Genomic DNA, 23,886 nt, shown 5'->3' with positions numbered 1-23,886 from the left:
AATCTGTTACTCAAAGTGACTTGCGTCGCCTTCTTTGGCGCCAATTCCGTCGTCAAAGGCGATCCGTACAGATTGTCGGACGTCTATCCCCCCACATGTTCCGATGTTGATTGAGGGTATCTGCGCGAAGTTCTTTGTGCAGATCAAACAGAACAGGATCACATGCAGAAATTGACCGTTTTAACGGCAGCCATTGCTGCCGGCGTAATGACTTTTGCCTTCAGTGCGGCGAACAGCGCACCGCTGAGCCAGCGGGCCGATCAGGGCTTCAGTGCCGCAGCCGGCAAAACCGCCGTGCCGAAAGCCACCCGTGGTGGTGCAAAAGTAGAGAAGACCGCCACCGCAAAAGTGGAAAAAGCGGCCGCGGTAAGGACGAAAAAGCCAGTCTCCGCGAAAAGGCCAACCGCTGCAAGAAAGACAATCGCCAAACAGCATGTGAAGCGTAACCGCAAACGCATCGACCGCATGGCAACGGCGTCAGTCGCTCCGAAGAGCAGGCCAGCGCCTCAGGCGGTGGTTGTCGGCGGCAGCGGACAGTATTCGGCGATCATTGCGCGTTATGCCGCCAGCTATGGCGTCCCGGTGTCGCTCGCCAATGCCGTCATCAAGATCGAGAGCAACTACCAGCCGAACCAGGTCGGCAGCGCCGGCGAGATCGGCCTGATGCAGATCAAGCCGGCGACGGCGCGGATGATGGGTTATAGCGGTTCGGCTCAGGGTCTCTACGATCCCGATACCAACATCAAATACGGCATGAAGTACCTTGCCATGGCGCGGGATCTCGGCGGCGGCACGACCTGCGGCACGATCCTGAAATACAATGCCGGCCACGCCGCCACACGGATGAACCCGGTGTCCGCAGCCTATTGCGGCAAGGTCAAGGTGCAGCTGGCAGCACTTGGAGCGCCCGCCTGACAAGCGACAACTTGCTTTTTCGTTTGCGTTTTCGGGCCTGAACCCCTTTATACGCCTTGCCAGCTGGCCGGGCGGCCGCACCCGCGAAGCCGAAAGGCTGCGGGTGAGGAAAGTCCGGGCTCCATGGAGACACGGTGCCGGTTAATGGCCGGCGGGGGCGACCCCAGGGAAAGTGCCACAGAAAGCAAACCGCCACGATCCAATCGTGGCAAGGGTGAAAGGGTGGGGTAAGAGCCCACCGCGCGACTGGCAACAGGAGCGGCACGGTAAACCCCACCGGGAGCAAGACCGAATAGGGGCGGTGCGAGGGGAAACCCTCGAGGGCTGTTTCCGGCTCACCGTCCGGGTAGGTTGCGTGAGGCGCATGGCAACATGCGCCCAAGATGAATGGCCGCCACGTTCTCGCCCCGTAAGGGGCGAGGGCCATACAGAACCCGGCTTACAGGCCAGCTGGCAGTTTTCCCTATAAAGGAAATCTCCTGATATCAGCAGGTTGCGTCTTCGGGCGCAGCAGTTGATTCAGTTTTCGACCCGCAATCGAGCGCGACATTCCTTGAAAATGGTGCGATTAAATCGTACCATTTGGATGACGGTATTCAGGAGCGCGTCATGGGACAGGTCGATAAACGCAGCATCACGCTGTCGCCGGAACTGGCCGCGGCAGTCGACGACGTGGTCGCCGCCGGCGAATATGCCTCGGCGAGCGAGGTGATCCGCGACGCGCTGAGGCAATGGAAGGACCGGCGCGACCTGCTCGGCTACACGGTCGAGGAATTGCGCAAGCTGGTGCAGGAGGGGATCGACAGCGGACCGGGGCTGGACGGGCCGCCAATCATGGAACGGCTGCGCGCCAAATATCTGAAAATGGCCGGAACCAAAGGCCTTGAGGAGTGAAATACCGCCTGCTTCCTCAGGCATTGATCGACCTCGAAGCCATCGGCGACTACATTGCCGAACAGAATCCAAATGCGGCGGTTCGGCTCGTGGATCTCTTGCAAAGGCGGTGGGATTTGCTGACCCTGCACCCCTTCTCAGGTGCGCCGCGCGAAGACATCGCAACCGGAATCCGTCACCTGATCGTCGGCGAATACCTCACCTTGTATCGTGTCCGCGAAGAGGCGATCGAAATCATTCGCGTGCTGCACGGCCGGCGCAAGATTGATGCCGACGATCTGAATTCGTGATTGCCGATTCAGCCACCGATTGCGTCTAGCGACGCCTCGATCGCCTGCCAAAGCTCTTCCACCGGCTCGCAGCCGATCGACAGGCGAACGAAGCCGGGCGGAACGGCATCTCCCCTTTTTGATCGCCGTTCGGCCGAAGTGTGTACGCCGCCGAACGACGTCGCTGCCTGCATCAAGGCGCAGTTGTTGATGAAATCCTCGGCCTTGTCCTCCGAGGCGAGCACGAACGAGATGAGAAAGCCGAAGCGCTCCATCTGGGCGCGGGCAAGATTGTGCGATGGATCGCTCTCCAGTCCCGGAAAGCGCAAGCCGCTGATCGCGCGATGGTTTTTCAGCCGTCGCGCTATCATTTCGGCGGAAGCGCACATGCGGTCGAAGCGCACGTCCAGCGTTTCGAGGCCGCGATGCACCAGCCATGCCTCGAACGGCCCGGGGATAGCGCCCGACGTCTCGCGCCAGTCGGTCACCCTCGAGATAATGTCCGCGTCGCGGCTGGCGACATGGCCGAACAGCACATCGGAATGGCCGTTTGGTGCCTTGGTATCGGCGGCAATGACGATATCTGCGCCGAGATCGAGCGGGCGCTGGCCGAAAGGCGTCATCGTCGTGTTGTCGACCACAAGCACCGCACCCGCTCTATGCACGGCCTCGGCGACGGCTGCGATGTCGCATATGTCCAGTCCTGGGTTGGCGGGCGTTTCGACGAAGGCAAGCCGGTATCCGTCGAAGCCGCCGTCGAGGAAGTTCGACGTCGGCCGGACATCGTAAGCGACGCCGAAGGACTTCAGGAAGCGCTCTGCCAGCGCTCTCGTCGTGTGATAGCCGTCGGACGGCAGCAGGATACGGTCGCCGGCTTTGAGCAGGCCGAAAAATACCGCCGAGATGGCAGCCATCCCCGAGGGAAAGGCGACGCATGGGGCGTCTTCCAGATGCGCCAGCATGTGCTCGACCGCATCCCAGGTCGGATTGCTGAAGCGGCCATATTGATCGAAGCCGGTGGCGTCGCCGGGCGCATGAAAGATGGCGGCCATCGTCAGGGGCAAGGGGATCGGGTCGCCCTTGGCCAGCCCGCCGCGGCGCAGATGGGGAAGTGCCGCGGCGCGTGACTTGGCTGTTTCGGACATGATTTCAAACCTCGTTACTGACCGGAAAAGGAGATGCCGAGGCTATGCGCGGCAGCGATCCGCAGCAAGTCGGCTCCGGTTGGGCCACACGGCTCTAAACGCTTCGTTAGGCTTAATAGACGATAAAGACCGGAGTGCCGTCAAAGCTGCTCTCCCCAGTCGTGGCAGGCGCGTTTTGAAGACTGTTCCCGTTGACGCCCATAACACCCCATGATATCCCATTCCGATACTCAAGCCTTCGTTCCGTGTCAGGGTGAAGCGTACGCCAATCGGGCAGCCGCGGCGGCTGCGCGTTTGCCTGCGTTCGCCCGATATAACGAAGCGGGTTTTGGACGCCGACCGGGCTGGGGCGGCGCGGACAGGAAGATGCAGAGGGGTGCGGCGGCGCAAGCGGCCGTAACGCGTAATGGACCGGTTTCTGTCGAACGCGGTGAACAGGATCGATGCGAAGGGACGGGTGTCCGTGCCGGCGCATTTCCGTGCCGTTGTGCAGAAACGCGGCTATTCGGAACTTTATGCGCTACGCTGCCTGGATCGCCCGGCGATGGATGTCGGTGGGCTCGACCTGCTCGATCGCTACGAGCAGCGTATCGCCCAGGAAGACCCGTTCCTGCAGACGGCGGACGACATGTCGTTCTTCTGCCATGGCGATGGAACGTTTCTGAAGCTCGACCAGGACGGCCGTATCACGATGAGCGATTTCATTCGCGAGCATACCGGCATTTCAGCGGAAGTGGCCTTCGTTGGCCGCGGCAATTTCTTTCAGATCTGGGAGCCGGGACGGCTCAGCGCCTATGGGACGGAAGCACGCGCCCGGCTTTTGCAGCTTCGGCAGGGGACGAAGCCCGGGGAGCGGCCGGAATGATGGCGGGCGACGGCGATGAAGTTCATGCCGCTGGCGGACCAGCCCGCCACATTCCGGTCCTCCTTGCCGAAGTTCTGGAGGCGTTGGCCCCGACAAAAGGCGAGATGATCGTCGACGGCACGTTCGGTGCCGGCGGCTACACCAAGGCCATTCTGGCAAGCGGAGCCTCGGTCGTCGCCATCGACCGCGATCCGGATGCGATCGCGGCGGGGCGGGCCCTTGAACAGCAGTCCGGCGGCAAGCTCAGGCTTGTCCAGGCACCGTTCTCGACGCTCGACGAGCAGGTTGAAAGCGCCGATGGCGTCGTGCTCGACATCGGCATCTCCTCCATGCAGATCGACCAGCCGGAGCGCGGCTTTTCGTTCCGGGCCGATGGACCGCTCGACATGCGCATGGCGCAGGCGGGCCTGAGCGCCGCCGACGTCGTCAACACCTTCAAGGTGGGCGATCTTGCCCGCATCTTCGGTTTTCTCGGCGAGGAACGCCATGCCGGGCGCATCGCCCGCATGATCGAGAGCCGTCGCGAAAAACGCCCCTTCGAGCGCACGCTCGACCTTGCCGATGCCATTGAGACGCATATCGGTCGCGCGCCGAAAGACAAGATCCATCCGGCCACCCGCGTTTTCCAGGCGCTGCGCATCTTCGTCAATGACGAACTCGGCGAACTGGCCAAGGCACTGTTTGCCGCCGAGCGCGTCCTGAAACCGGGCGGGCGGCTTGCCGTGGTGACCTTCCATTCCCTCGAGGACCGCATCGTCAAGCGCTTCATCGCCGACAGAGCCGATTCAGCGACCGGATCGCGGCATCTGCCCGAGGCGCGGGCGCGCACCGCCACCTTCACCAAGAAGGGCGGCGGCGTGACGCCTGGCGATGCCGAGATATCGGCAAATCCGCGGGCGCGCTCGGCAAGGCTGCGCGCTGCGATCCGTACAGAGGCGCCGGCGCGTGCCGGCGATTTTTCGATCTTCGGCCTGCCAAAACTGCCTGGCCCAAAGCTTCCCGGCGCCGATCGACCGGGAGAGAGGTGAGCACGTGTTTCGTACCAGCGACATAGTCCTGATCGCCGTCATGGTTTCGGCGGCTGCCCTGACCTACAAGACCAAGCGCGAGGCCGAGGAGCAACTGGCGGCAGTGCACAAGATCCAGGCGCAGATCCGTTATGAGGAGGACACGATCGACCTGCTCAAGGCGGACTGGAGCCTGCTTACCCAGCCGTCGCGCCTGCAGAAGCTCACCGAAATCTACAAATCGCAACTCGGACTCGAGCCGGTCAATGCGCGCCAGATCGTCGGGCTGGACGATCTGCCGGCGAAACCCGTCAACATCGAGGACCTTTCATCGCAGCGGCTGGGCGGCATGGCCGATATCGGCGGCAAAGATCCCGTGGTGACCGGAGGCATCGTCCAATGATCACCGGATTTCCAATGGCCGCCAGATTTCCAAAGATTGGCAGGCTGCTGAAGCGCGGTTCGAAGCCCGGCGCAGGCGGATCGATCGTGGTCGAAGGTGCCCGCAAGGCGACCGGTGGCAAGGGCAGGACCCGCATCGTCATGACCATGGCGGTGTTCTTCGGCATCTATTCGACCATTGCCGGGCGGCTGGTCTATCTGGGTTTCCAGAATCCCGACCTGTCGGGCGGGCCGCAGAGCCGGGTGACGGCATCGCGACCCGACATCGTCGACCGTAACGGCGAAGTGCTGGCGACCGACATCAAGACCGCGTCGCTGTTTGCTGAGCCGCGCCGCATCGTCGATGCCGACGAGGCGATCGAAAAGCTGTCGACGGTGCTTCCCGAGATCGACTACGAGCAGACATATAACAAGCTGAAGAGCGGCGCCGGGTTCGTCTGGCTGCAGCGGCAACTGACACCGAAGCAGCAGGCCGACATCATGCAACTCGGCATCCCCGGATTCGGCTTTCGCACCGAAAAGCGCCGGTTCTATCCGGCCGGCGAAACCTCGTCCTACATTGTCGGCCTCACCAACATCGACAATCAGGGCATCTCCGGCATGGAGAAATACATCGACGAACAGGGCTTGAGCGATCTTCAGGCGTCGGGCCTGGCGGTGGCCAAGGATTTGAAGCCGGTGCAGCTCTCGATCGACCTGCGCGTCCAGCATATCGTGCGCGACGAGGTCGCCACCGGCATGGAAAAGTACCACGCCATCGCGGCGGGCGCCGTTGTGCTCAACGTCAAGACCGGCGAGGTGCTGGCGATGGCGTCGGTTCCGGATTTCGATCCGAACAACCCCTATAACGCGCAGGACAAGGACCGGCTCAACCGTATGTCGGCCGGCCTCTATGAAATGGGGTCGACCTTCAAGAGCTTCACCACCGCCATGGCGCTCGATTCCGGCAAGATAACGCTGCAAAGCCGTTTCGACGCGTCGCGCCCGATCAGGATCGGCCATCAAACCATCCATGATTTCCATGGCAAGGGCCGGGTACTGTCGGTGCCGGAAGTGTTCATCTACTCCTCCAATATCGGCTCTGCCAAGGAAGCCGAAGCGGTTGGCATCGACGGACACCGCGAATTCCTGCATCGCCTGGGAATCCTCGAGAAGATGCAGACCGAACTGCCGGAAGTCGCTCGGCCGACCGAGCCCAAGGTCTGGAAGCAGGTCAATTCGATCACCATCGCCTTCGGCCACGGTGTGTCGACGACGCCGCTGCAGACAGCGGTCGGCTGCGCCGCGCTGATGAATGGCGGCTATCTGATGGACCCGACCTTCCTGCCGCGCACGCAGGAGCAGGCGATGGCGGTGGCCAAGAAAGTGGTCAGCGACAAGACGGTCGAGGGCATGCGCTATCTCTATGCACTCAATGCTGAAAAGGGATCCGGCCGCAATGCACGGGTGCCAGGATACCGGGTGGGCGGCAAGACGGGAACGGCGGAGAAGGTCGTCAACGGCCGTTACTCGAAGGAAAAGAATTTCAACGCCTTCGTTGCGGCTTTCCCGATGGACGATCCGCAATACATAGTGCTTACGATCGCCGACGAACCGAAGCCGGAAAAGCCCGGCATGGGTGCTACGGCCGCCTCGAACGCGGGCATCATGGCTGCAAACATCATCCGACGTGCGGCTTCCATGCTTGGCGTGAAGCCAGATTTCAGCCATGAAAATGGTGCAACGCTGGTTTCCTATCAGTGATTCTTGGGGCGCGCCGGCAACTGCGCGCTATTTTGTTGCGATGAACGGGGTTCGATGAAGCTGAAAAATCTAGCCGGTATCCTGCCTGTCGAGGGGACAGCTTCCTTCGACATGGAGGCTACAGGGATTTCGTCGGATTCCCGCCAGGTAACACGGGGCGTCGTCTTTTTCGCGCTCACCGGCTCCAAGGCGGATGGCGCAGCCTACGCAGCCGATGCCGCGAGCCGAGGCGCTGCAGCGATCGTGGTCGGCAAGGGCAGTGCCGTCGTCGGGCTGCCAGTCCCGGTTCTTGTCGTAGACGATCCGCGCCTTGCACTGGCCCTGAGTGCTGCACGTTTTTTCGGTATGCAACCGCAAACCATGGTCGCGGTGACCGGAACCAGCGGCAAGACCTCGGTCGCCGCATTCACCCGGCAGATATGGGAGCAGGCGGGTTTCGCCGCCGCCTCGATTGGCACGACCGGCGTGGTGGCGCCGGGCTGCAACGAATATGGCTCGCTGACCACGCCGGATCCGGTGGCACTGCACAGGCTGCTCAAGGAGCTGGCGGAGGCCGGCGTCACCCACGCCTCGATGGAAGCGTCCAGCCATGGCCTCGACCAGCGCCGGCTCGACGGCGTCAAGCTTGCGGCCGGCGGCTTCACCAATCTCGGCCGCGACCATATGGACTATCATCCGACGGTCGAGGACTATCATCGCGCCAAATTGCGTCTGTTCGACGCGCTGCTGCCGAAGGGCGCGCCGGCGGTCATCTTTGCCGACGACCCGTGGTCGGAGCCGACGATCAAGGCGGCGCGGGCAGGGGGACTGAATGTGCTGACGGTCGGCCGCCACGGCGATTTCCTGCGGCTGAAGCGGGTCGAGCACGAGCGCCACCGCCAGCGCGCCGAGGTCGAAGCGGACGGCGTTCTCCATGAAGTCGACTTGCCGCTGGCCGGCGACTTCCAGATTGCAAATGCGCTGGTGTCGGCCGGCCTCGCCATTTCGACTGGAACATCTGTTGCCAAGGCGTTAATGGCGCTGGAGAAATTGAAGGGCGCGCCGGGACGGCTCGACCTTGTCGGGACAGCCGCCAACGGCGCGCCCGTCTATGTCGACTACGCTCATAAGCCGGATGCGCTGGAAAACGTGCTGGCTTCGGTGCGCCCCTTTACCACCGGCCGCGTCATCGTCGTATTCGGTTGCGGCGGCGACCGCGATCGGGGCAAGCGGCCGATCATGGGCGAGATCGCCACAAGGCTGGCCGACGTCGTCATCGTCACCGACGACAATCCCCGCTCGGAAGTACCCGAGACGATCCGCGCCGCGATCCTGGAGGCCGCACCTGGCGCCATCGAGATCGGCGACCGGCGCAAGGCCATCCACGAGGCGGTCGGGATGCTTCACGCTGGCGACACGCTGATCGTGGCCGGCAAGGGCCATGAGGAAGGCCAGACCATCGGCACCGAGACGCTGCATTTTTCCGATCATGAAGAAGTTCGCTCGGCGCTGCGGGAGCAAGCAGCGTGAGTTATCTGTGGACCTCCGAGGCGCTGGTTGCCGCCATGGATGGCCGGCCGCTCGGTCCGATGCCTGAAGGCATCGCCGGCATTTCCATCGACAGCCGCAGCCTGCAGCCGGGAGACGCTTTCTTCGCCATCAAGGGCGAGGCTATGGACGGCCATGATTTCGTCACCGCCGCCATCAAGGCGGGTGCCGGCGTGCTGATCGTCGCCGAGGGCAAGCTGCCGTCGCTGGGGCGGCTGACGGCACCGATGATCGTCGTGGAGGACGTGCTTGTCGCTCTGGAAAAGCTCGGCGTTGCCGCGCGCGCACGCTCAAAGGCCAGGGTGATTGCCGTGACCGGGTCGGCGGGCAAGACCACCACCAAGGAAGCACTGCGCCACGCTCTCTCCGCGGTCGGTACGGTGCATGCATCGGCCCAGTCGTTCAACAATCACTGGGGGGTGCCGCTGACGCTGGCGCGCATGCCGCAGGGTTTCGACTATGCCGTCTTCGAGATCGGCATGAACCATCCGGACGAGATCCGGCCGCTGGTCAAGATGGTCCGGCCGCATGTCGCCATCGTAACGTTGATCGCGGCGGCTCACCTCGGCTTCTTCCGCAACCTGGACGAGATCGCCAAGGCCAAGGCAGAGGTTTTCGAGGGACTGGAGCCCGGTGGCGCCGCCCTTCTCAACCGCGACGATGCGCGCTGGAAGCTGCTGGAGAAGATGGCCAAAGAGGCCGGCGTCGAGCATGTCTACGGGTTCGGCGAGAATGCCCGGGCGACCTTCAAACTGATCAAATGCGAGCTCAATGCCGATCACTCGGTCATCACCGCCAAGATTGGCGGGCACGAGATTGTCGCCAGGATCGGCGCGCCGGGCCGCCATATGGTGCAGAACGTGCTCGCGGTGCTTGGTGCCGCGCATCTGGTCGGCGCCGACGTCACCAGAGTTGCGCAGGCGCTGGCCGATCTTTCGCCCGAACGCGGACGCGGCAAGCGCTATGTGTTGCGTCACCCCAACGGGCCGATCACGCTGATCGACGAGAGCTACAACGCCAATCCGGCGTCGATGAGCGCTGCAATGGCACTGCTCAACACGACGCCGGTGTCGGGCGAAGGCAGGCGCATTGCCGTGCTCGGCGATATGCTCGAGCTCGGCAGCCATTCGGCGAAATTGCATGCCGCGCTTGCCGGTCTGATCGTCGGCACCGACACGCGCACGGTCTTTCTCGGCGGCCCGGAGATGCGGGCGCTGGCCGACGTTTTGCCCGGCGAGATCAGGACGGAGTACCGCGCCGGTGCGGAAGATCTGAAACCGGTTCTTCTATCGGAATTGAAGCCCGGCGACGTGGTTATGATCAAATCGTCGAAGGGCATAGGCTTTTCAAAGCTGGTCGAGGCGTTGCTCGGCAAGTTTCCGGCGGAAGCCACAACCAGCAGACAGACCTAGGATCGGTCCGGGGGACGCAAGCGCATGCTAACACTGCTCGTCGAATTTGCGGACAAGATCTCGGTCTTCAACGTCTTCCGCTACATAACCTTCCGCACCGGCGGAGCGCTGATCACAGCGGCGCTGATCGTGTTCATCTTCGGACCGACCATCATCAATTCGCTGCGGCTGCGGCAAGGCAAGGGCCAGCCGATCCGTGCCGACGGGCCGCAGACGCATTTCAAGAAGGCGGGAACGCCGACAATGGGCGGACTGATGATCCTGTCCGGCATCGTCGGTTCGTCCCTGCTGTGGGCGAACCTGTCGAGCATCTACGTCTGGGTGGTCCTGCTGGTGACGCTGGGATTCGGCTCGATCGGCTTTTACGACGATTATCTCAAAGTAACCAAGCAATCGCATCTCGGCTTTTCCGGCAAGGCGCGGCTGGGGCTCGAATTCGTCATCGCCGGCATCGCCGCCTGGGTGATCATGCATAACGGCCAGGCGCCGTTCTCGTCATCGTTGACATTCCCTTTCGCCAAGGAGTTTCTCGTCAATCTCGGCTGGTTCTTCATCCCGTTCTCGTGCTTCGTCATCGTCGGCGCCGGCAATGCGGTGAACCTGACCGACGGTCTCGACGGGCTGGCGATCGTGCCGATCATGATCGCCGCCGCATCCTTCGGCGTCATCGCCTATCTCTCCGGCAACGCGGTGTTCGCCGAATATCTGCAGATCCATTTCGTGCCCGGCACCGGTGAACTTGCGGTGGTCCTTGGAGCGGTGATCGGCGCCGGGCTTGGCTTCCTCTGGTTCAATGCGCCGCCGGCGGCGATCTTCATGGGCGACACCGGCTCGCTGGCGCTGGGTGGGCTGATCGGCACGGTCGCGGTGGCGACCAAGCACGAGATCGTGCTGGTCATCGTCGGCGGCCTGTTCGTCGTCGAGATATTCTCGGTCATCATCCAGGTCGGCTACTTCAAGATGACCGGCAAGCGCGTCTTCCTGATGGCGCCGATCCACCATCATTTCGAAAAGCTCGGCTGGACCGAAAGCCAGGTGGTGATCCGCTTCTGGATCATCGCCGTCATCCTGGCGCTGGTCGGCCTGTCGACCCTGAAGCTCAGATAGGAGGCCGCTTGATCCCCGCCGCATCCTTTTCAGGCAAGCGCGTTTCGCTCTTCGGGCTCGGTGGCTCGGGGATTGCCACGGCGCGCGCGCTGATCGAGGGCGGCGCGGATGTGCTGGCGTGGGACGACAATCCCGACAGCGTCGCCAAGGCCGGCGCGGTCGGCATCACGACAGCGGACCTGCGTGGTGCGGACTGGGCGAGGTTTTCCGCCTTCGTGCTGTCGCCCGGCGTGCCGCTGACGCATCCCAAGCCGCACTGGACCGTCGAGTTGGCGCGGGGCTCAGGCGTGGAGATCATCGGCGACATCGAGCTTTTCTGCCGCGAGCGGATGCTGCTGGCACCGGCAGCACCTTTCATTGCCATTACCGGCACCAACGGCAAGTCGACGACCACGGCACTGACGGCGCACATCCTAAAATCGGCTGGGCGCGACACGCAGATGGGCGGCAATATCGGCCGCGCGGTGATGACGCTCGATCCGCCGCAGCCTGAACGGCACTATGTGGTTGAGTGCTCTTCCTACCAGATCGATCTTGCCCCTTCGATCAATCCGACGGCCGGTGTGCTGCTCAACCTGACGCCGGACCATCTCGACCGCCATGGCACGATGCAACACTACGCCTCGATCAAGGAGCGGCTGGTGGCCGGCAGCGAGACGGCAATCATCGGTGTCGACGATTCCTGGTGCGCCCAGATCGCCGATCGGCTGGAGCGGGCCGGCCGGCAGGTCATCCGCATCTCCAAGCGCCTGCCGCTGACCGACGGTTATTTCGCTGACGGCACCAACTTAATGGAAGCCGTGCACGGCCGCTACAGCCGTGTCGCCTTCCTCGAAGGCATCGGCTCGTTGCGCGGCCAGCACAATGCGCAGAACGCGCTGGCCGCCGCCGCCGCCTGCCTCAAGGTCGGGCTCGAGCTCGGCGAGATCCAATCCGGACTTGAGAGTTTCCCTGGGCTGGCGCACCGCATGGAGCAGGTCGGCCGCAAAGGGCATGTGCTGTTCGTCAACGATTCCAAGGCGACCAATGCCGATGCCGCTGCACCGGCGCTGTCGAGCTTTGCGCGTATCTACTGGATTGCCGGCGGCCTGCCGAAAGAGGGCGGCATCGAGCCGTTACGCGGCTTCTTCCCGCGCATCGCCAAGGCCTATCTGATCGGCGAAGCCGCACCGGCCTTTTCGGCGACGCTGGGCGAAGCGGTGCCCTACGAGATATCAGGCACGTTGGCGGCGGCAGTCGAACACGCCGCCCGCGATGCGGCCAGGGATAGTAGCGGCGAGGCAGTGGTGCTGCTGTCGCCGGCCTGCGCCAGTTTCGACCAGTTCAAGAATTTCGAAGTGCGCGGTGAGGCGTTCAGGCAAGCCGCAACCGCCATTGATGGCGTGAAGCCCATCGGAGGGACACGATAATGCAAAGCCGTCTCGACAAAAGCCCTGTGGCGACCTGGTGGTGGACGATCGATCGCTGGTTCCTGGCGGCGTTCCTGTCGCTGATGGGGCTCGGCATCGTTTTGTCCTTCGCCGCAAGCCCGGCGGTGGCCGAGCGCATCGGGCTAGACAGTTTCCACTTCGCGACACGCCAGATTATCTTCACCATTCCGGCGCTTGGGGTAATGCTGGCCGTCTCGTTCCTTGAATCCAGGCAGATCCGGCGCATGGCGCTGGTCATGTTGTGCATCATGCTGTTTCTGATGGTGGCGGTGCTCTATATCGGCGTCGAGGTGAAGGGCGCGCGGCGCTGGGTGTCGCTAGCCGGCCTGTCGATCCAGCCGTCCGAGTTCCTGAAACCGGCCTTCGTCATCATCTGCGCCTGGTTGTTCGCCGAGCACAAGCGCCAGCCCGACATTCCGGGCAATTTGTTCGCCATGTTGCTGCTTGCACTGGTCATCTCGCTGCTGGTGGCGCAGCCTGACCTTGGGCAGACCATGCTGGTGCTCGGCACCTGGGGGGTGATGTTCTTCATGGCCGGATTGCCGTGGCTGTGGATCGTCGCGCTGGGTGCTGCAGGCGTCGGCGGCGTGTTCGCCGCCTATGCAGTGTTCCCGCACGTTGCCGGCCGTATCGACCGCTTCATGACCGGCGAGGGCGACACGTTCCAGGTCGACATGGGCCGCGAGGCGCTGATCAATGGCGGCTGGTTCGGCGTCGGGCCGGGCGAGGGTACCGTCAAGCGGGTCATCCCCGACAGCCACGCCGACTTCGTCTTCTCTGTCGCCGGCGAGGAATTCGGGCTGATCATGTGTTTCTTCATCATGTCCATCTTCGGCTTCATCGTGCTGCGCGGTCTCAACACGGCGCTCAGGGAGCAGGACGATTTCACCCGCTACGCGGTTGGCGGCCTGGTCACGGTCTTCGGCCTGCAGTCGGTCATCAACATGGCCGTCAATCTGCAGCTGATGCCGGCCAAGGGAATGACGCTGCCGTTCATCTCCTACGGCGGCTCTTCGCAGATCGCGATCGCCATCTCGATGGGCATGGTGCTGGCGCTGACGCGCAAGCGCCCGGAAAAGCGCAAGCAGCTGGGCTTCATGCCGTCGCCGCGTGCGATGCCGGCGGAGTGAGATGGCGAAGGGGGTCATCCTTCTGGCGGCAGGCGGAACCGGCGGACATCTGTTCCCGGCCGAGGCGCTGGCACATGAGCTCAAGACGCGCGGCTGGGCGGTACATCTGGCCACCGACGACCGCGCCGAGCGCTATGCCGGCAGGTTCCCCGGCGACGGCGTCCACGCTATCGCCTCCGCTACCTTCGGGTCGAGAAATCCGCTGACTGTCGCGCGGACCTTCTGGACCCTGTGGCGTGGATTCCGCCAGTCGTCCGCCCTGATCGCCCGGCTGAGGCCGAATGCGGTGGTGGGCTTCGGCGGCTATCCGACGCTGCCGCCGCTGTTCGCGGCGACGCGACGCGGTGCGCCAACGCTGATCCATGAGCAGAACGCGGTAATGGGCCGCGCCAACAAGGCGCTCGCGCCGCGGGTGACGGCGATTGCGGGGGGCTTCCTCAAGGCCTCCGGTCCCTTCTCGGCCAAGATCGTGGAGACTGGCAATCCGGTCCGGCAGGCGGTGCTCGACGTGGCCGGCAGGCCCTATGCCGTGCCCGAGCCCGGCGGACCGCTGCGGCTGCTCGTCTTCGGCGGCAGCCAGGGCGCGCGCTATTTTTCCGACACTGTGCCTGAGGCGGTGGCGGCGATGCCCAGCGCAATGCGCTCGCGGCTGAGCATCGTGCAGCAGGCACGCGGCGAGGACGAGGCGCGGGTGAGAGAGCACTACCGCGCTCTCGGCATCGAGGCCGAGGTCGCGTCGTTCTTCTCCGATCTGCCGGCGCGCATGGCCGCCGCGCATCTCGTCGTCTCACGCTCGGGCGCGTCGACGGTGCTCGAGCTTTCGGTGATCGGCCGGCCGGCCATCCTCGTGCCTCTTCCGCATGCCCTCGACGACGATCAAGGCCACAATGCACAGATCCTCGTCAATGCGGGGGGCGCGGTGATGCGGCGCCAGCCCGGCCTCGACGCGGCGGCGCTCGCAGGCGAGATCGTGGAGTTGCTGGGCGACGGCGACAGGCTCGCCGCCATGGCCTCGGCGGCCCGCTCGGTGCGAAGACCCGACGCGGCGCGGTTGCTCGCCGATCTGACAGAGGCTATTGCGTCCAGGAAATCCGTTTCGGAATTCAGGAAGGAGACGCACGCATGAAGATGCCACAGACGATCGGCCTCGTGCATTTCATCGGCATTGGCGGCATCGGCATGAGCGGCATCGCCGAGGTGCTGCACAATCTCGGCTACAAGGTGCAGGGATCCGATCAGGCTGACAGCGCCAATGTGCAGCGGCTGCGCGACAAGGGCATCGAATGCTTCGTCGGCCATCAGGCCGAAAACCTCGGCGAGGCCGAAGTGGTCGTCGTCTCCACCGCAATCAAGAAATCCAACCCGGAGCTGAAGGCGGCGAGAGAGAAGTTGCTGCCGATCGTGCGGCGCGCCGAAATGCTGGCCGAGCTGATGCGCTTCCGGCAGGCGGTCGCGATCGGCGGCACGCATGGCAAGACGACGACGACTTCGATGGTGGCGACGCTACTCGAAGCCGGCGGGCTCGACCCGACGGTAATCAATGGCGGCATCATCAATGCCTATGGCACCAATGCCCGCATGGGAGACGGCGAATGGATGGTGGTCGAGGCCGACGAGAGCGACGGCACCTTCCTCAAGCTGCCGGCCGAGATTGCCGTCGTCACCAATATCGACCCCGAGCACCTCGACCATTACGGCTCCTTCGACAAAGTGCGCGAAGCGTTTCGTCAGTTCGTCGAGAATGTGCCGTTCTACGGCTTTGGTGTGATGTGCACCGACCATCCCGAGGTGCAGGCGCTGGTCGCCCGCATCGAGGACCGGCGCGTCATCACCTATGGCGAAAATGCGCAGGCCGACGTGCGCTTCACCAATCACCGCATGGACGGCCCGACCTCGGAATTCGACGTGGTGATCCGCGACCGCAAGACGCACGGCCAGATAACGATATCAGGCCTGCGGCTGCCCATGCCCGGGCGCCACAATGTCTCCAACGCGACGGCGGCGATTGCCGTCGCGCATGAGCTCGGCCTTTCGGCTGAGGCAATCAAGAAGGGCCTGTCGTCTTTCGCGGGCGTCAAGCGGCGCTTCACCCATACCGGTTCGTGGAACGGTGTCGATGTGTTCGACGATTACGGTCATCATCCGGTCGAGATCACGGCGGTACTGAAAGCTGCGCGCAGCGCTACCAAGGGTCGCATCATCGCCGTTACACAACCGCATCGCTTCACCCGGCTGCGCGATCTGTTCGACGAGTTTTCCGTCTGCTTCAACGACGCCGATACGGTAATGGTGGCGCCCGTCTATGCGGCCGGCGAGGAACCGATCGACGGCGTCACGTCCGACGCACTGGTGTCGCGCATCCGCTCCGGCGGCCATCGCGACGCACGCTACATCGAAGGTCCGGCGGCGATTGCGCCGATCGTGCGCGAGGTGGCGAAGCCGGGCGATTTCGTCGTCTTCCTCGGCGCCGGCAACATCACCCAATGGGCCTATGCGCTGCCCAAGGAACTCGGCGGGACCATCTCATGATGCGCGGCCAGGCGTTGATCGAGAAGCTTGGCGACCGGCTTGCCGGACTGCGCGGCCGCATCACGCCCAATGCCGAGATGGACAAGATCACCTGGTTTCGAGCCGGCGGGCTCGCGGACGCATTGTTCCAGCCGGCCGACGAGGACGATCTTGCCACGTTCCTGAAGGCGGTGCCGGAGGAAATTCCGCTGACCATCGTCGGCGTCGGCTCGAACCTGCTTGTCCGTGACGGCGGCATTGCGGGCTTTGTCATCCGGCTTTCGGCCAAAGGCTTTGGCGAGACCGAAGTAATTGCGCCGACCACGATCAAGGCGGGCGCCGCGACACCCGACAAGCGCCTTGCGGCCGTTGCCTACGAGGCAGGCATCGGTGGCTTTCATTTCTACCACGGCATTCCCGGCGCCATTGGCGGAGCGCTGAGGATGAACGCCGGCGCCAATGGCGTCGAGACGCGCGAGCGCGTGGTCGAGGTGCGGGCACTCGACCGCAAGGGCAATGTTCATACGCTGAGCAATGCCGATATGGGCTATGCCTATCGCCATTCAGCGGCGCCGTCCGGGCTGATCTTCACGTCGGCGCTGCTCGAAGGCATTCCTGAGGACAAGGCGGCGATCAAGGCCGCGATGGATGCTGTCCAGAACCATCGCGAGACCGTGCAGCCGATCCGCGAAAAGACCGGTGGCTCTACCTTCAAGAATCCTGAGGGCACCTCGGCCTGGAAGGAGATCGACAAGGCCGGCTGCCGCGGCCTGATGGTTGGTGGGGCGCAGATGTCGCCGATGCATTGCAACTTCATGATCAACACCGGAACCGCCACGGGCTACGAGCTTGAATATCTCGGTGAGACGGTGCGTGCGCGCGTGCTCGAAAGATCAGGCATCCGGCTGCAGTGGGAGATCAAGCGCATCGGTAATTTTCGGCCGGGCCATGCCGTCCAGGAATTTCTCGGGCAGTTGCTTTAGGCAAGCTGACCCGCCGTTGCCTTTCGGACTCATGAATTCACATTTTGCTGCCGTTTTTGCGGAAAGTGAATCCATCGGAATCGTAAGCACTTGCCAGCGAATCAACTCTCTGATTCTCTGCCCTGAAGCGTTTCCTGATTTGAGTCGTTTCGACGCGTTACTCGCGTTTCCGTCTGGGGGGCAACCTGCCGGGAGACTCGGACTCAATGTTGCGGAAACACGGGAGCAAAGCTGCTCGGCGTATTTGAGTGCGCGCGATGCTTTTCGGGCCATGCATGATGGTGCAGGCCTGCTGTGAGAGGAAATGACGGGGAATGACAAGCAAGCACGTGGCCGTCCTTCTGGGGGGATTCTCGTCCGAGCGGCCCGTATCCCTGTCGTCGGGCAAAGCCTGCGCCGATACGCTGGAGGGGGAGGGCTACCAGGTCACCCGCGTCGACGTCTCGCGTGACATCGGCTCGGTGCTTGCCGAGCTCAAGCCTGACGTCGTCTTCAATGCGCTGCACGGCCCCTTCGGCGAGGACGGCACCATCCAGGGCATCCTCGAGTACCTCGCCATTCCGTACACCCATTCCGGCGTGCTTGCCTCGGCGCTTGCGATGAACAAGGAACAGGCCAAGAAGGTCGCGAAGGCGGCCGGCGTTCCGGTGGCGGAATCGAAGGTGGCCAATCGCTTCGCCATCCAGAACAAGCACCCGATGAAGCCGCCCTATGTAGTCAAGCCGGTCAACGAAGGATCGAGCTTCGGCGTCGTCATCGTGCATGAAGGCCAGTCGCATCCGCCGCAGATCATCGGCTCGTCCGAGTGGAGATATGGCGACGCGGTGATGGTCGAGCGTTATGTGCACGGGCGGGAATTGACGTGCGCGGTGATGGGCGATGTGGCGCTCGGTGTCTGCGAGATCATCCCGACCGGCCATTCCTTCTACGACTATGATTCAAAATACGTCGCGGGAGGATCAAAACACGAATGCCCGGCAAAACTTTCACCGAATATTTACCAAAAAATACAGACACTGACGCTCAAGGCTCACCAAGCTATCGGCTGTCGGGGCGTTTCCCGGTCGGACTTCCGTTATGACGATCGTCACTCCGAAAACGGCGAAATTGTCTGGCTCGAGGTCAACACCCAGCCGGGCATGACGCCGACGTCTTTGGTGCCGGAAATCGCCGCGCAAGCGGGACACTCGTTCGGCGATTTGTTGAGTTGGATGGTGGAGGACGCTTCGTGTCTGCGTTGAAGTGGGGACAGGGCAAGGGGAAGGGCGCTGCCGGGCCGGCGCTGTTCGGCATGCCGTTGTCGTTCGACCATTTCGTGCTGCCACGCCTGCTCCGCCGGCCGGTGCGCGTGCTGGCGCGCCTCGGCGAGGGCGACTTCGAAGCGCCGCCCTATTGCGCTGCCATGCTGTCGGCGGCACTGCTTGTTTCGAGCAGTGCCTATGGCGCCTATCTCGGCGGATATTCCGACGCCATCGTCCAGAGTGTTACCGCCCGCACCGGCTTTGCCGTCGACCAGGTCAAGGTCGTCGGCAACCGCGAAACGTCCGAGATCGATATTCTCGACAGGCTGGAACTCGACGGCTGGACCTCGCTGATCGGCTTCGATGCCGAAGCCGCGCGCGAACGCATCACCACGCTACCCTGGGTCGAAGCCGCGGCAGTGCGCAAGGTCTACCCGCATACGCTGGAAGTGCGCGTCGAGGAGCGCGAGCCGTTCGCGCTGTGGCAGCAAGGCAGCGCGCTTTCGGTCATCGAGAAATCCGGCACCGTCATTGCGCCGTTCTCCGGCGGCAAGCAGATATTGCTGCCGCTGATCATCGGCACCGGCGCACCGGCCAAAGCGCCGGATTTCCTGGCCAAGATCAAGAATTATCCGGAGCTCGCCGCGCGGATCAAGGGCTATATCCGCATCGGCGAACGGCGCTGGGATCTCAAGCTTGAAAACGGCATCACGATCAAGCTTCCCGAAGACGGTGAGGATCAGGCGATTGCCGACCTGGTCAGGATGGATCACGAGAACGGGCTTTTGACGCGCGACATCGCCGCCGTCGACATGCGCCTTTCCGATCGTCTGGTCGTCCAGTTGACGCCGGAAGCGGCGACACAGCGCCAAGCCGCGCTCGACGAAAAGCCCAAGATGCTGAAGCGCAAGCCGGAGACGAAGATATGAGCTGGCTTGGCGGCAATAGCGATGCCTCGTCGCGCCGGTCCGGCATCCTGACGGTGCTGGATGTCGGTTCCAGCAAGGTCTGCTGCGTGGTGGCCAAACTCAAGCCGCGCGACGATGGCAAGCTGCTGCGCGGACGCTCGCATCGCGTCCAGGTGATCGGCATCGGCCACCAGAAATCGCAAGGCGTGAAATCGGGCGTCGTCATCGATCTTGACCGTGCCGAGCACGCCATCCGTCTTGCCGTCGACGCCGCCGAACGCATGGCGGGACTGACGGTCGATTCGCTGATCGTCAACATGACTGCCGGCCGGCTGAAGAGCGAGGCTTTTTCGGCCACCATCAATCTCGGCGGCCATGAGGCCGACGAGGCCGACATCAAGCGCGTACTTGCCGCCGGCGCCAAGCAGGCGTTGCGGGCCGAGCGCGAGGTGATCCATTCGCTTCCCGTAGCCTTTTCGCTGGATGCCGAGCGCGGTGTGCGCGATCCGCGCGGCATGGTTGGCGACCAGCTTGGCGTCGACATGCACGTGCTGACAGGCGACGCAGCGCCCTTGCGCAATCTGGAGCTCTGCATCAACCGCTCGCATCTGTCGGTCGAACGCATGGTGGCGACGCCCTATGCCAGTGGGCTTGCTGCGCTGGTCGACGACGAGCTCGAAATGGGCGCGGCCTGCATCGACATGGGCGGCGGCACGACGACGATCTCGGTGTTTTCGGAAGGCAAGTTCGTCCATGGCGATGCCATCGCGATCGGCGGCAACCACGTCACGCTGGACATGGCCAAGGGCCTGTCGACCTCGCTCGATGCCGCCGAAAGGCTGAAAGTGATGCATGGCTCGGCGCTGCCTGGCAGTGCCGACGACCGCGACCTGGTTTCCATCCATCCGATCGGCGAGGACGGCGAGGTGCCGTTGCAGATCCCGCGCTCGGTGATGGCGCGCATCATCCGCGCCCGCATCGACGAGACGCTGGAATTGTTGCGCGACCGGCTGAACAAATCCGGCTACGGCAATGCCGTCGGCAAGCGCGTGGTGCTGACCGGCGGCGCCAGCCAGCTTGCCGGCCTGCCCGAAGCAGCACGCCGCATTCTCGGCCGCAATGTGCGCATCGGACGCCCGCTCGGCGTGGCAGGCTTGCCCGAGGCGGCCAAGGGGCCGGCTTTCTCGACCCCGGTCGGACTTCTGATCTATCCACAGATGGCGAGCTTCGAGAGCCGGCCGGCGAAGGGAATTTCCGGTCTCCGGATGACCGGAACAGGCGGAAAACTGCATCGAATGAGTCAGTGGTTGAGAGACAGTTTTTAATTTTGACGGGGACAGCCCCATAGGCGGCCGCGGCGGCGAAGCGGCGGGAAAGGCAAAGGACGAAGACAATGACCATCAATCTGCAGAAGCCGGACATCACCGAGCTCAAGCCGCGCATCACCGTGTTCGGTGTCGGCGGCGGCGGCGGCAATGCCGTCAACAACATGATCACCGCCGGCTTGCGCGGCGTTGAGTTCGTGGTGGCCAACACCGACGCGCAGGCACTGACGATGTCGAAGGCCGAGCGGCTGATCCAGCTCGGCGCGCATGTCACCGAGGGTCTTGGCGCCGGATCGCAGCCTGAAGTCGGGCGCGCGGCGGCGGAAGAGTGCATCGACGAGATCATCGATCATCTCTCCAACACGCATATGTGCTTCGTCACCGCCGGCATGGGCGGCGGCACCGGCACCGGGGCGGCCCCCGTGGTCGCGCGCGCTGCTCGCGAAAAGGGTATCCTCACCGTCGGCGTCGTCACCAAGCCGTTCCACTTCGAAGGCCAGCGCCGCATGAAGACGGCCGACATGGGTATCGAGGAACTGCAGAAATGCGTCGATACCCTGATCGTCATTCCCAATCAGAACCTGTTCCGGCTGGCCAATGACAAGACCACCTTCGCCGATGCCTTCGCCATGGCCGACCAGGTGCTCTATTCGGGCGTTGCCTGCATCACCGACCTGATGGTCAAGGAAGGCCTGATCAATCTCGACTTCGCCGACGTCCGCTCGGTCATGCGCGAAATGGGCAAGGCGATGATGGGAACCGGCGAGGCTTCGGGCGAGGGCCGCGCAATGGCCGCGGCGGAAGCTGCCATCGCCAATCCGCTGCTCGACGAGACCTCGATGAAGGGCGCCAAGGGCTTGCTGATTTCGATCACCGGCGGCCGCGACCTGACCCTGTTCGAAGTCGATGAGGCGGCAACCCGCATTCGCGAAGAGGTCGACCAGGATGCCAACATCATTCTGGGCGCCACTTTCGACGAGGAACTCGAAGGCGTTATCCGCGTGTCAGTGGTCGCCACCGGCATCGACAAATCGGCGGCCGAAATCGCTGCCGCGCCGATCGCCATCCGCACGGCTCCGCCGAAGCCGGTCAGCCGCCCGGCGGCCCAGGTCACGGAAATGCGCCCGGCGCCTGTCCAGCAACCGATCTATGAACCACGTGCTGCCGACCCGGTCGCCGAGGCCATTCAGCTCGCCGAGGCGAATGCGGCAGCGATGGCGCAGGCCCGCCCGGCACCGGTCGCCCATGCGGAAGACTTCCGTCCGCAGAGCAAGATTTTCCAGGCGCCTCCCGCTCAGCCGCAGCCGATGATGCAGCCAGCGGTTCAGCAAGCGATGCAGCCCGCTCCGCATCGTGAAATGCCGCAGCCGGTTGCCGCGGCACCCCAGCGCATGCCGCGGGTCGAGGATTTCCCGCCGCAGGTGAAGGCCGAAGTGGAAGCCAAGGCCCGCCCCGCCGACCACGAGAACAGCGGCCCGATGGGCTTGCTCAAGCGCCTGACCAACGGCTTGACCCGCCGCGAAGAGGAGCCTGCAAGACTGCAGCCGGCGCAGCCTCGCGAACCGAAACTGCGCCAGGCGCCGGCCGAAGTGCGCCGCCTAGCCAGCCAGGATCCGCAACTTTACGCGCCGCGCCGCGGCCAGCTGGACGAGCAGGGCCGCCTGACGCCGCAGAGCCGGGCTGTCCAGGAAGACGATCAGTTGGAGATTCCCGCCTTTCTGCGCCGACAGGCCAATTGATCTGTTAACGGTTCGTAACAGTTGTTAACAGGCGAGCAGGAGACTGTTCGCCTGTCAACGTTAAAAACGATTTCAGAACAAGGACTTATGAGGCGTTCCCTCCCGGGACCGCAGTTACAAAGAGTAAGAAACCGTGATTTGGAGTCTCCCTGCGGGATCATTATCTTCGCCACCGACCAAAGTCGGTTTGCTGGGAGTCTCGGGGAAGTGGCCCTGCCTGCCGATCAATCAAGAGCCGCGCCCTCAGGGCAAACGAAGCGGACCTAGGCAGTACGGGCTATGGGGATTGTTTTGCACGACTATCAGACGACACTTAAATCGCGCGCGACGCTGACTGGCATCGGCGTTCACAGTGGCAATCCGGTCACCGTCCATTTCCTGCCGGCGGATGCCGATACGGGTGTCGTCTTCCAGCTTTCGAATGCAAGCGGAAGCCACGAATTTCGCGCGCTCGTCTCCGAGGTCGGCGCCACCGATCTCTGCACCATGCTTGGCGATCCGCAAGGCGAGCACATTGCCACGGTCGAGCATCTGATGGCGACGCTTTTCGGGCTTGGAATCGACAATCTCGTCATCGAAATCGACGGCCATGAGGTGCCTATCCTCGACGGCAGCGCAGTGATGTTCGTCGAGGCCATTGACCAGGCAGGCATCGAAACGCTGCCGGTCAAGCGTCGCTACATCAGGGTGGTCAAGCCGGTTCGCATCGAGAACGGCGCCTGCTGGGCGGAGTTCAGGCCCTATGACGGCACGCGCTTCGAGATCGAGATCGATTTCGAAAGCCCGGCGATCGGGCGCCAGCTTTTTGCATCCGACATGAACGCCGACATTTTCCGCCGCGACGTCGCGCGGGCCCGCACTTTCGGTTTCATGAAGGACGTCGAGCGGCTGTGGGCGGCCGGCTATGCGCTCGGCTCGTCTTTGGAAAACTCCCTGGTGATCGGCGACGACAACCGCGTGATCAACATGGGAGGCCTGCGCTATCCCAACGAGTTCGCGCGCCACAAGACGATGGATGCGATGGGCGACCTGGCGCTCGCCGGTGCCCGGTTCATCGGCTGCTTCCGCTCCTATCGTGGCGGCCACAGGCTGAACGCAGCTGCGCTGCGCCGTCTCTTGTCCGACCGTTCGGCTTTCGAGATCGTTGAGACGACGCGCCGCGAGCGCGGGCGTACCGCCGAGATGAGCGCCGTCAACGCACCCCTCTACGCACCCTGGATGATCTGATTCTTAAGGTCTTGCGGCTCCCGTTGCGGTCAAGCTGTGTTGCATGGATGCATCACCGGCCGGCCAAATTACGCAGCTTTCCAGGTGGCGCCAAACCGCCACAAAAATG

At 63.4% G+C, this 23,886-nt stretch carries 21 protein-coding genes and 1 other RNA gene; 21 read left to right on the top strand and 1 reads right to left on the bottom strand.

The annotated features are described in order from the left end of the window. The first annotated feature begins 162 nt into the window (after positions 1 to 162). The 4 genes from NKI70_RS17610 (at position 163) to NKI70_RS17595 (ending at position 2,099) form a co-directional block, all read left to right on the top strand. Positions 163 to 915: a lytic transglycosylase domain-containing protein gene (locus NKI70_RS17610; RefSeq protein ID WP_352724778.1), complete on the top strand. Its 753-nt coding sequence runs from the start codon at positions 163 to 165 to the stop codon at positions 913 to 915. Positions 916 to 974: 59 nt separating this feature from the next. Further along, positions 975 to 1,373, top strand: an RNA gene (gene rnpB, locus NKI70_RS17605) — RNase P RNA component class A. Positions 1,374 to 1,524: 151 nt separating this feature from the next. Then, positions 1,525 to 1,809 carry a type II toxin-antitoxin system ParD family antitoxin gene (locus NKI70_RS17600; protein ID WP_352456177.1) on the top strand — a complete coding sequence of 95 codons (285 nt, stop codon included), beginning with the start codon at positions 1,525 to 1,527 and terminating at the stop codon, positions 1,807 to 1,809. Then, complete coding sequence (locus NKI70_RS17595) at positions 1,806 to 2,099, top strand: type II toxin-antitoxin system RelE/ParE family toxin (protein ID WP_352456175.1); 294 nt, start codon at positions 1,806 to 1,808, stop codon at positions 2,097 to 2,099. The genes NKI70_RS17600 and NKI70_RS17595 overlap by 4 nt, the downstream gene beginning before the upstream one ends. Positions 2,100 to 2,107: 8 nt before the next feature. On the opposite strand, the gene NKI70_RS17590 is transcribed toward NKI70_RS17595, so the two are convergent. Beyond that, positions 2,108 to 3,223, bottom strand: a complete 1,116-nt coding sequence (locus NKI70_RS17590; RefSeq protein ID WP_352622678.1) for a cystathionine gamma-lyase — start codon at positions 3,221 to 3,223, stop codon at positions 2,108 to 2,110. 406 nt (positions 3,224 to 3,629) lie between these two features. On the opposite strand from NKI70_RS17590, the gene mraZ reads away from it, so the two are divergent. The 17 genes from mraZ to lpxC all read left to right on the top strand — a co-directional run bounded on the left by mraZ (position 3,630) and on the right by lpxC (position 23,777). Beyond that, positions 3,630 to 4,088 carry a division/cell wall cluster transcriptional repressor MraZ gene (gene mraZ, locus NKI70_RS17585; RefSeq protein ID WP_254818997.1) on the top strand — a complete coding sequence of 153 codons (459 nt, stop codon included), beginning with the start codon at positions 3,630 to 3,632 and terminating at the stop codon, positions 4,086 to 4,088. Continuing rightward, a complete protein-coding gene (rsmH, locus tag NKI70_RS17580; protein ID WP_352724777.1) occupies positions 4,085 to 5,116 on the top strand; it encodes a 16S rRNA (cytosine(1402)-N(4))-methyltransferase RsmH in 1,032 nt (343 codons plus the stop codon). Before mraZ ends, rsmH begins: the two co-directional genes overlap by 4 nt. A 4-nt stretch (positions 5,117 to 5,120) precedes the next feature. Next, positions 5,121 to 5,498, top strand: coding sequence for a cell division protein FtsL (ftsL, locus tag NKI70_RS17575; RefSeq protein ID WP_023676771.1), 378 nt, complete (start codon positions 5,121 to 5,123; stop codon positions 5,496 to 5,498). Between the two features lie 14 nt (positions 5,499 to 5,512). Next, positions 5,513 to 7,240, top strand: coding sequence for a peptidoglycan D,D-transpeptidase FtsI family protein (locus NKI70_RS17570; RefSeq protein WP_352524267.1), 1,728 nt, complete (start codon positions 5,513 to 5,515; stop codon positions 7,238 to 7,240). Positions 7,241 to 7,294: 54 nt separating this feature from the next. After that, the gene (locus NKI70_RS17565) at positions 7,295 to 8,749 is read left to right on the top strand and encodes a UDP-N-acetylmuramoyl-L-alanyl-D-glutamate--2,6-diaminopimelate ligase (protein WP_352724776.1); all 1,455 of its coding nucleotides are present in this window, start codon (positions 7,295 to 7,297) and stop codon (positions 8,747 to 8,749) included. Next, positions 8,746 to 10,179: a UDP-N-acetylmuramoylalanyl-D-glutamyl-2,6-diaminopimelate--D-alanyl-D-alanine ligase gene (locus NKI70_RS17560; RefSeq protein ID WP_023676768.1), complete on the top strand. Its 1,434-nt coding sequence runs from the start codon at positions 8,746 to 8,748 to the stop codon at positions 10,177 to 10,179. Before NKI70_RS17565 ends, NKI70_RS17560 begins: the two co-directional genes overlap by 4 nt. A 24-nt stretch (positions 10,180 to 10,203) precedes the next feature. Continuing rightward, positions 10,204 to 11,286 (top strand): phospho-N-acetylmuramoyl-pentapeptide-transferase, encoded by a 1,083-nt coding sequence (gene mraY, locus NKI70_RS17555; protein WP_023676767.1) that lies wholly within the window; start codon positions 10,204 to 10,206, stop codon positions 11,284 to 11,286. An 8-nt stretch (positions 11,287 to 11,294) separates the two neighbouring features. Next, positions 11,295 to 12,695 (top strand): UDP-N-acetylmuramoyl-L-alanine--D-glutamate ligase, encoded by a 1,401-nt coding sequence (gene murD / locus NKI70_RS17550; RefSeq protein WP_352570481.1) that lies wholly within the window; start codon positions 11,295 to 11,297, stop codon positions 12,693 to 12,695. Next, positions 12,695 to 13,846, top strand: a complete 1,152-nt coding sequence (ftsW, locus tag NKI70_RS17545; RefSeq protein WP_352456168.1) for a putative lipid II flippase FtsW — start codon at positions 12,695 to 12,697, stop codon at positions 13,844 to 13,846. Before murD ends, ftsW begins: the two co-directional genes overlap by 1 nt. 1 nt (position 13,847) lies before the next feature. Then, positions 13,848 to 14,972 carry an undecaprenyldiphospho-muramoylpentapeptide beta-N-acetylglucosaminyltransferase gene (murG, locus tag NKI70_RS17540; RefSeq protein ID WP_352456167.1) on the top strand — a complete coding sequence of 375 codons (1,125 nt, stop codon included), beginning with the start codon at positions 13,848 to 13,850 and terminating at the stop codon, positions 14,970 to 14,972. Beyond that, a complete protein-coding gene (gene murC, locus NKI70_RS17535) occupies positions 14,969 to 16,375 on the top strand; it encodes a UDP-N-acetylmuramate--L-alanine ligase (protein ID WP_352456166.1) in 1,407 nt (468 codons plus the stop codon). The genes murG and murC overlap by 4 nt, the downstream gene beginning before the upstream one ends. Continuing rightward, positions 16,372 to 17,337, top strand: coding sequence for a UDP-N-acetylmuramate dehydrogenase (murB, locus tag NKI70_RS17530; protein ID WP_031211769.1), 966 nt, complete (start codon positions 16,372 to 16,374; stop codon positions 17,335 to 17,337). The genes murC and murB overlap by 4 nt, the downstream gene beginning before the upstream one ends. 314 nt (positions 17,338 to 17,651) lie before the next feature. After that, on the top strand, positions 17,652 to 18,578 hold the full coding sequence (locus NKI70_RS17525; protein ID WP_352619502.1) for a D-alanine--D-alanine ligase: 927 nt from the start codon (positions 17,652 to 17,654) through the stop codon (positions 18,576 to 18,578). Beyond that, positions 18,566 to 19,507 carry a cell division protein FtsQ/DivIB gene (locus NKI70_RS17520; protein ID WP_352456163.1) on the top strand — a complete coding sequence of 314 codons (942 nt, stop codon included), beginning with the start codon at positions 18,566 to 18,568 and terminating at the stop codon, positions 19,505 to 19,507. The genes NKI70_RS17525 and NKI70_RS17520 overlap by 13 nt, the downstream gene beginning before the upstream one ends. Beyond that, positions 19,504 to 20,811, top strand: coding sequence for a cell division protein FtsA (gene ftsA / locus NKI70_RS17515; protein ID WP_352699252.1), 1,308 nt, complete (start codon positions 19,504 to 19,506; stop codon positions 20,809 to 20,811). The genes NKI70_RS17520 and ftsA overlap by 4 nt, the downstream gene beginning before the upstream one ends. Before the next feature lie 68 nt (positions 20,812 to 20,879). After that, positions 20,880 to 22,550 (top strand): cell division protein FtsZ, encoded by a 1,671-nt coding sequence (gene ftsZ, locus NKI70_RS17510; RefSeq protein WP_023676758.1) that lies wholly within the window; start codon positions 20,880 to 20,882, stop codon positions 22,548 to 22,550. Between the two features lie 279 nt (positions 22,551 to 22,829). After that, positions 22,830 to 23,777: a UDP-3-O-acyl-N-acetylglucosamine deacetylase gene (lpxC, locus tag NKI70_RS17505; protein ID WP_254818982.1), complete on the top strand. Its 948-nt coding sequence runs from the start codon at positions 22,830 to 22,832 to the stop codon at positions 23,775 to 23,777. Positions 23,778 to 23,886 lie beyond the last annotated feature (109 nt).

Origin of the sequence: Mesorhizobium sp. M0500 (assembly GCF_040321165.1) — a bacterium.
Lineage (GTDB): Bacteria > Pseudomonadota > Alphaproteobacteria > Rhizobiales > Rhizobiaceae > Mesorhizobium.
Note: the sequence above shows the minus strand (reverse complement) of the source record. Positions and strands in the feature narration are given on the sequence as shown.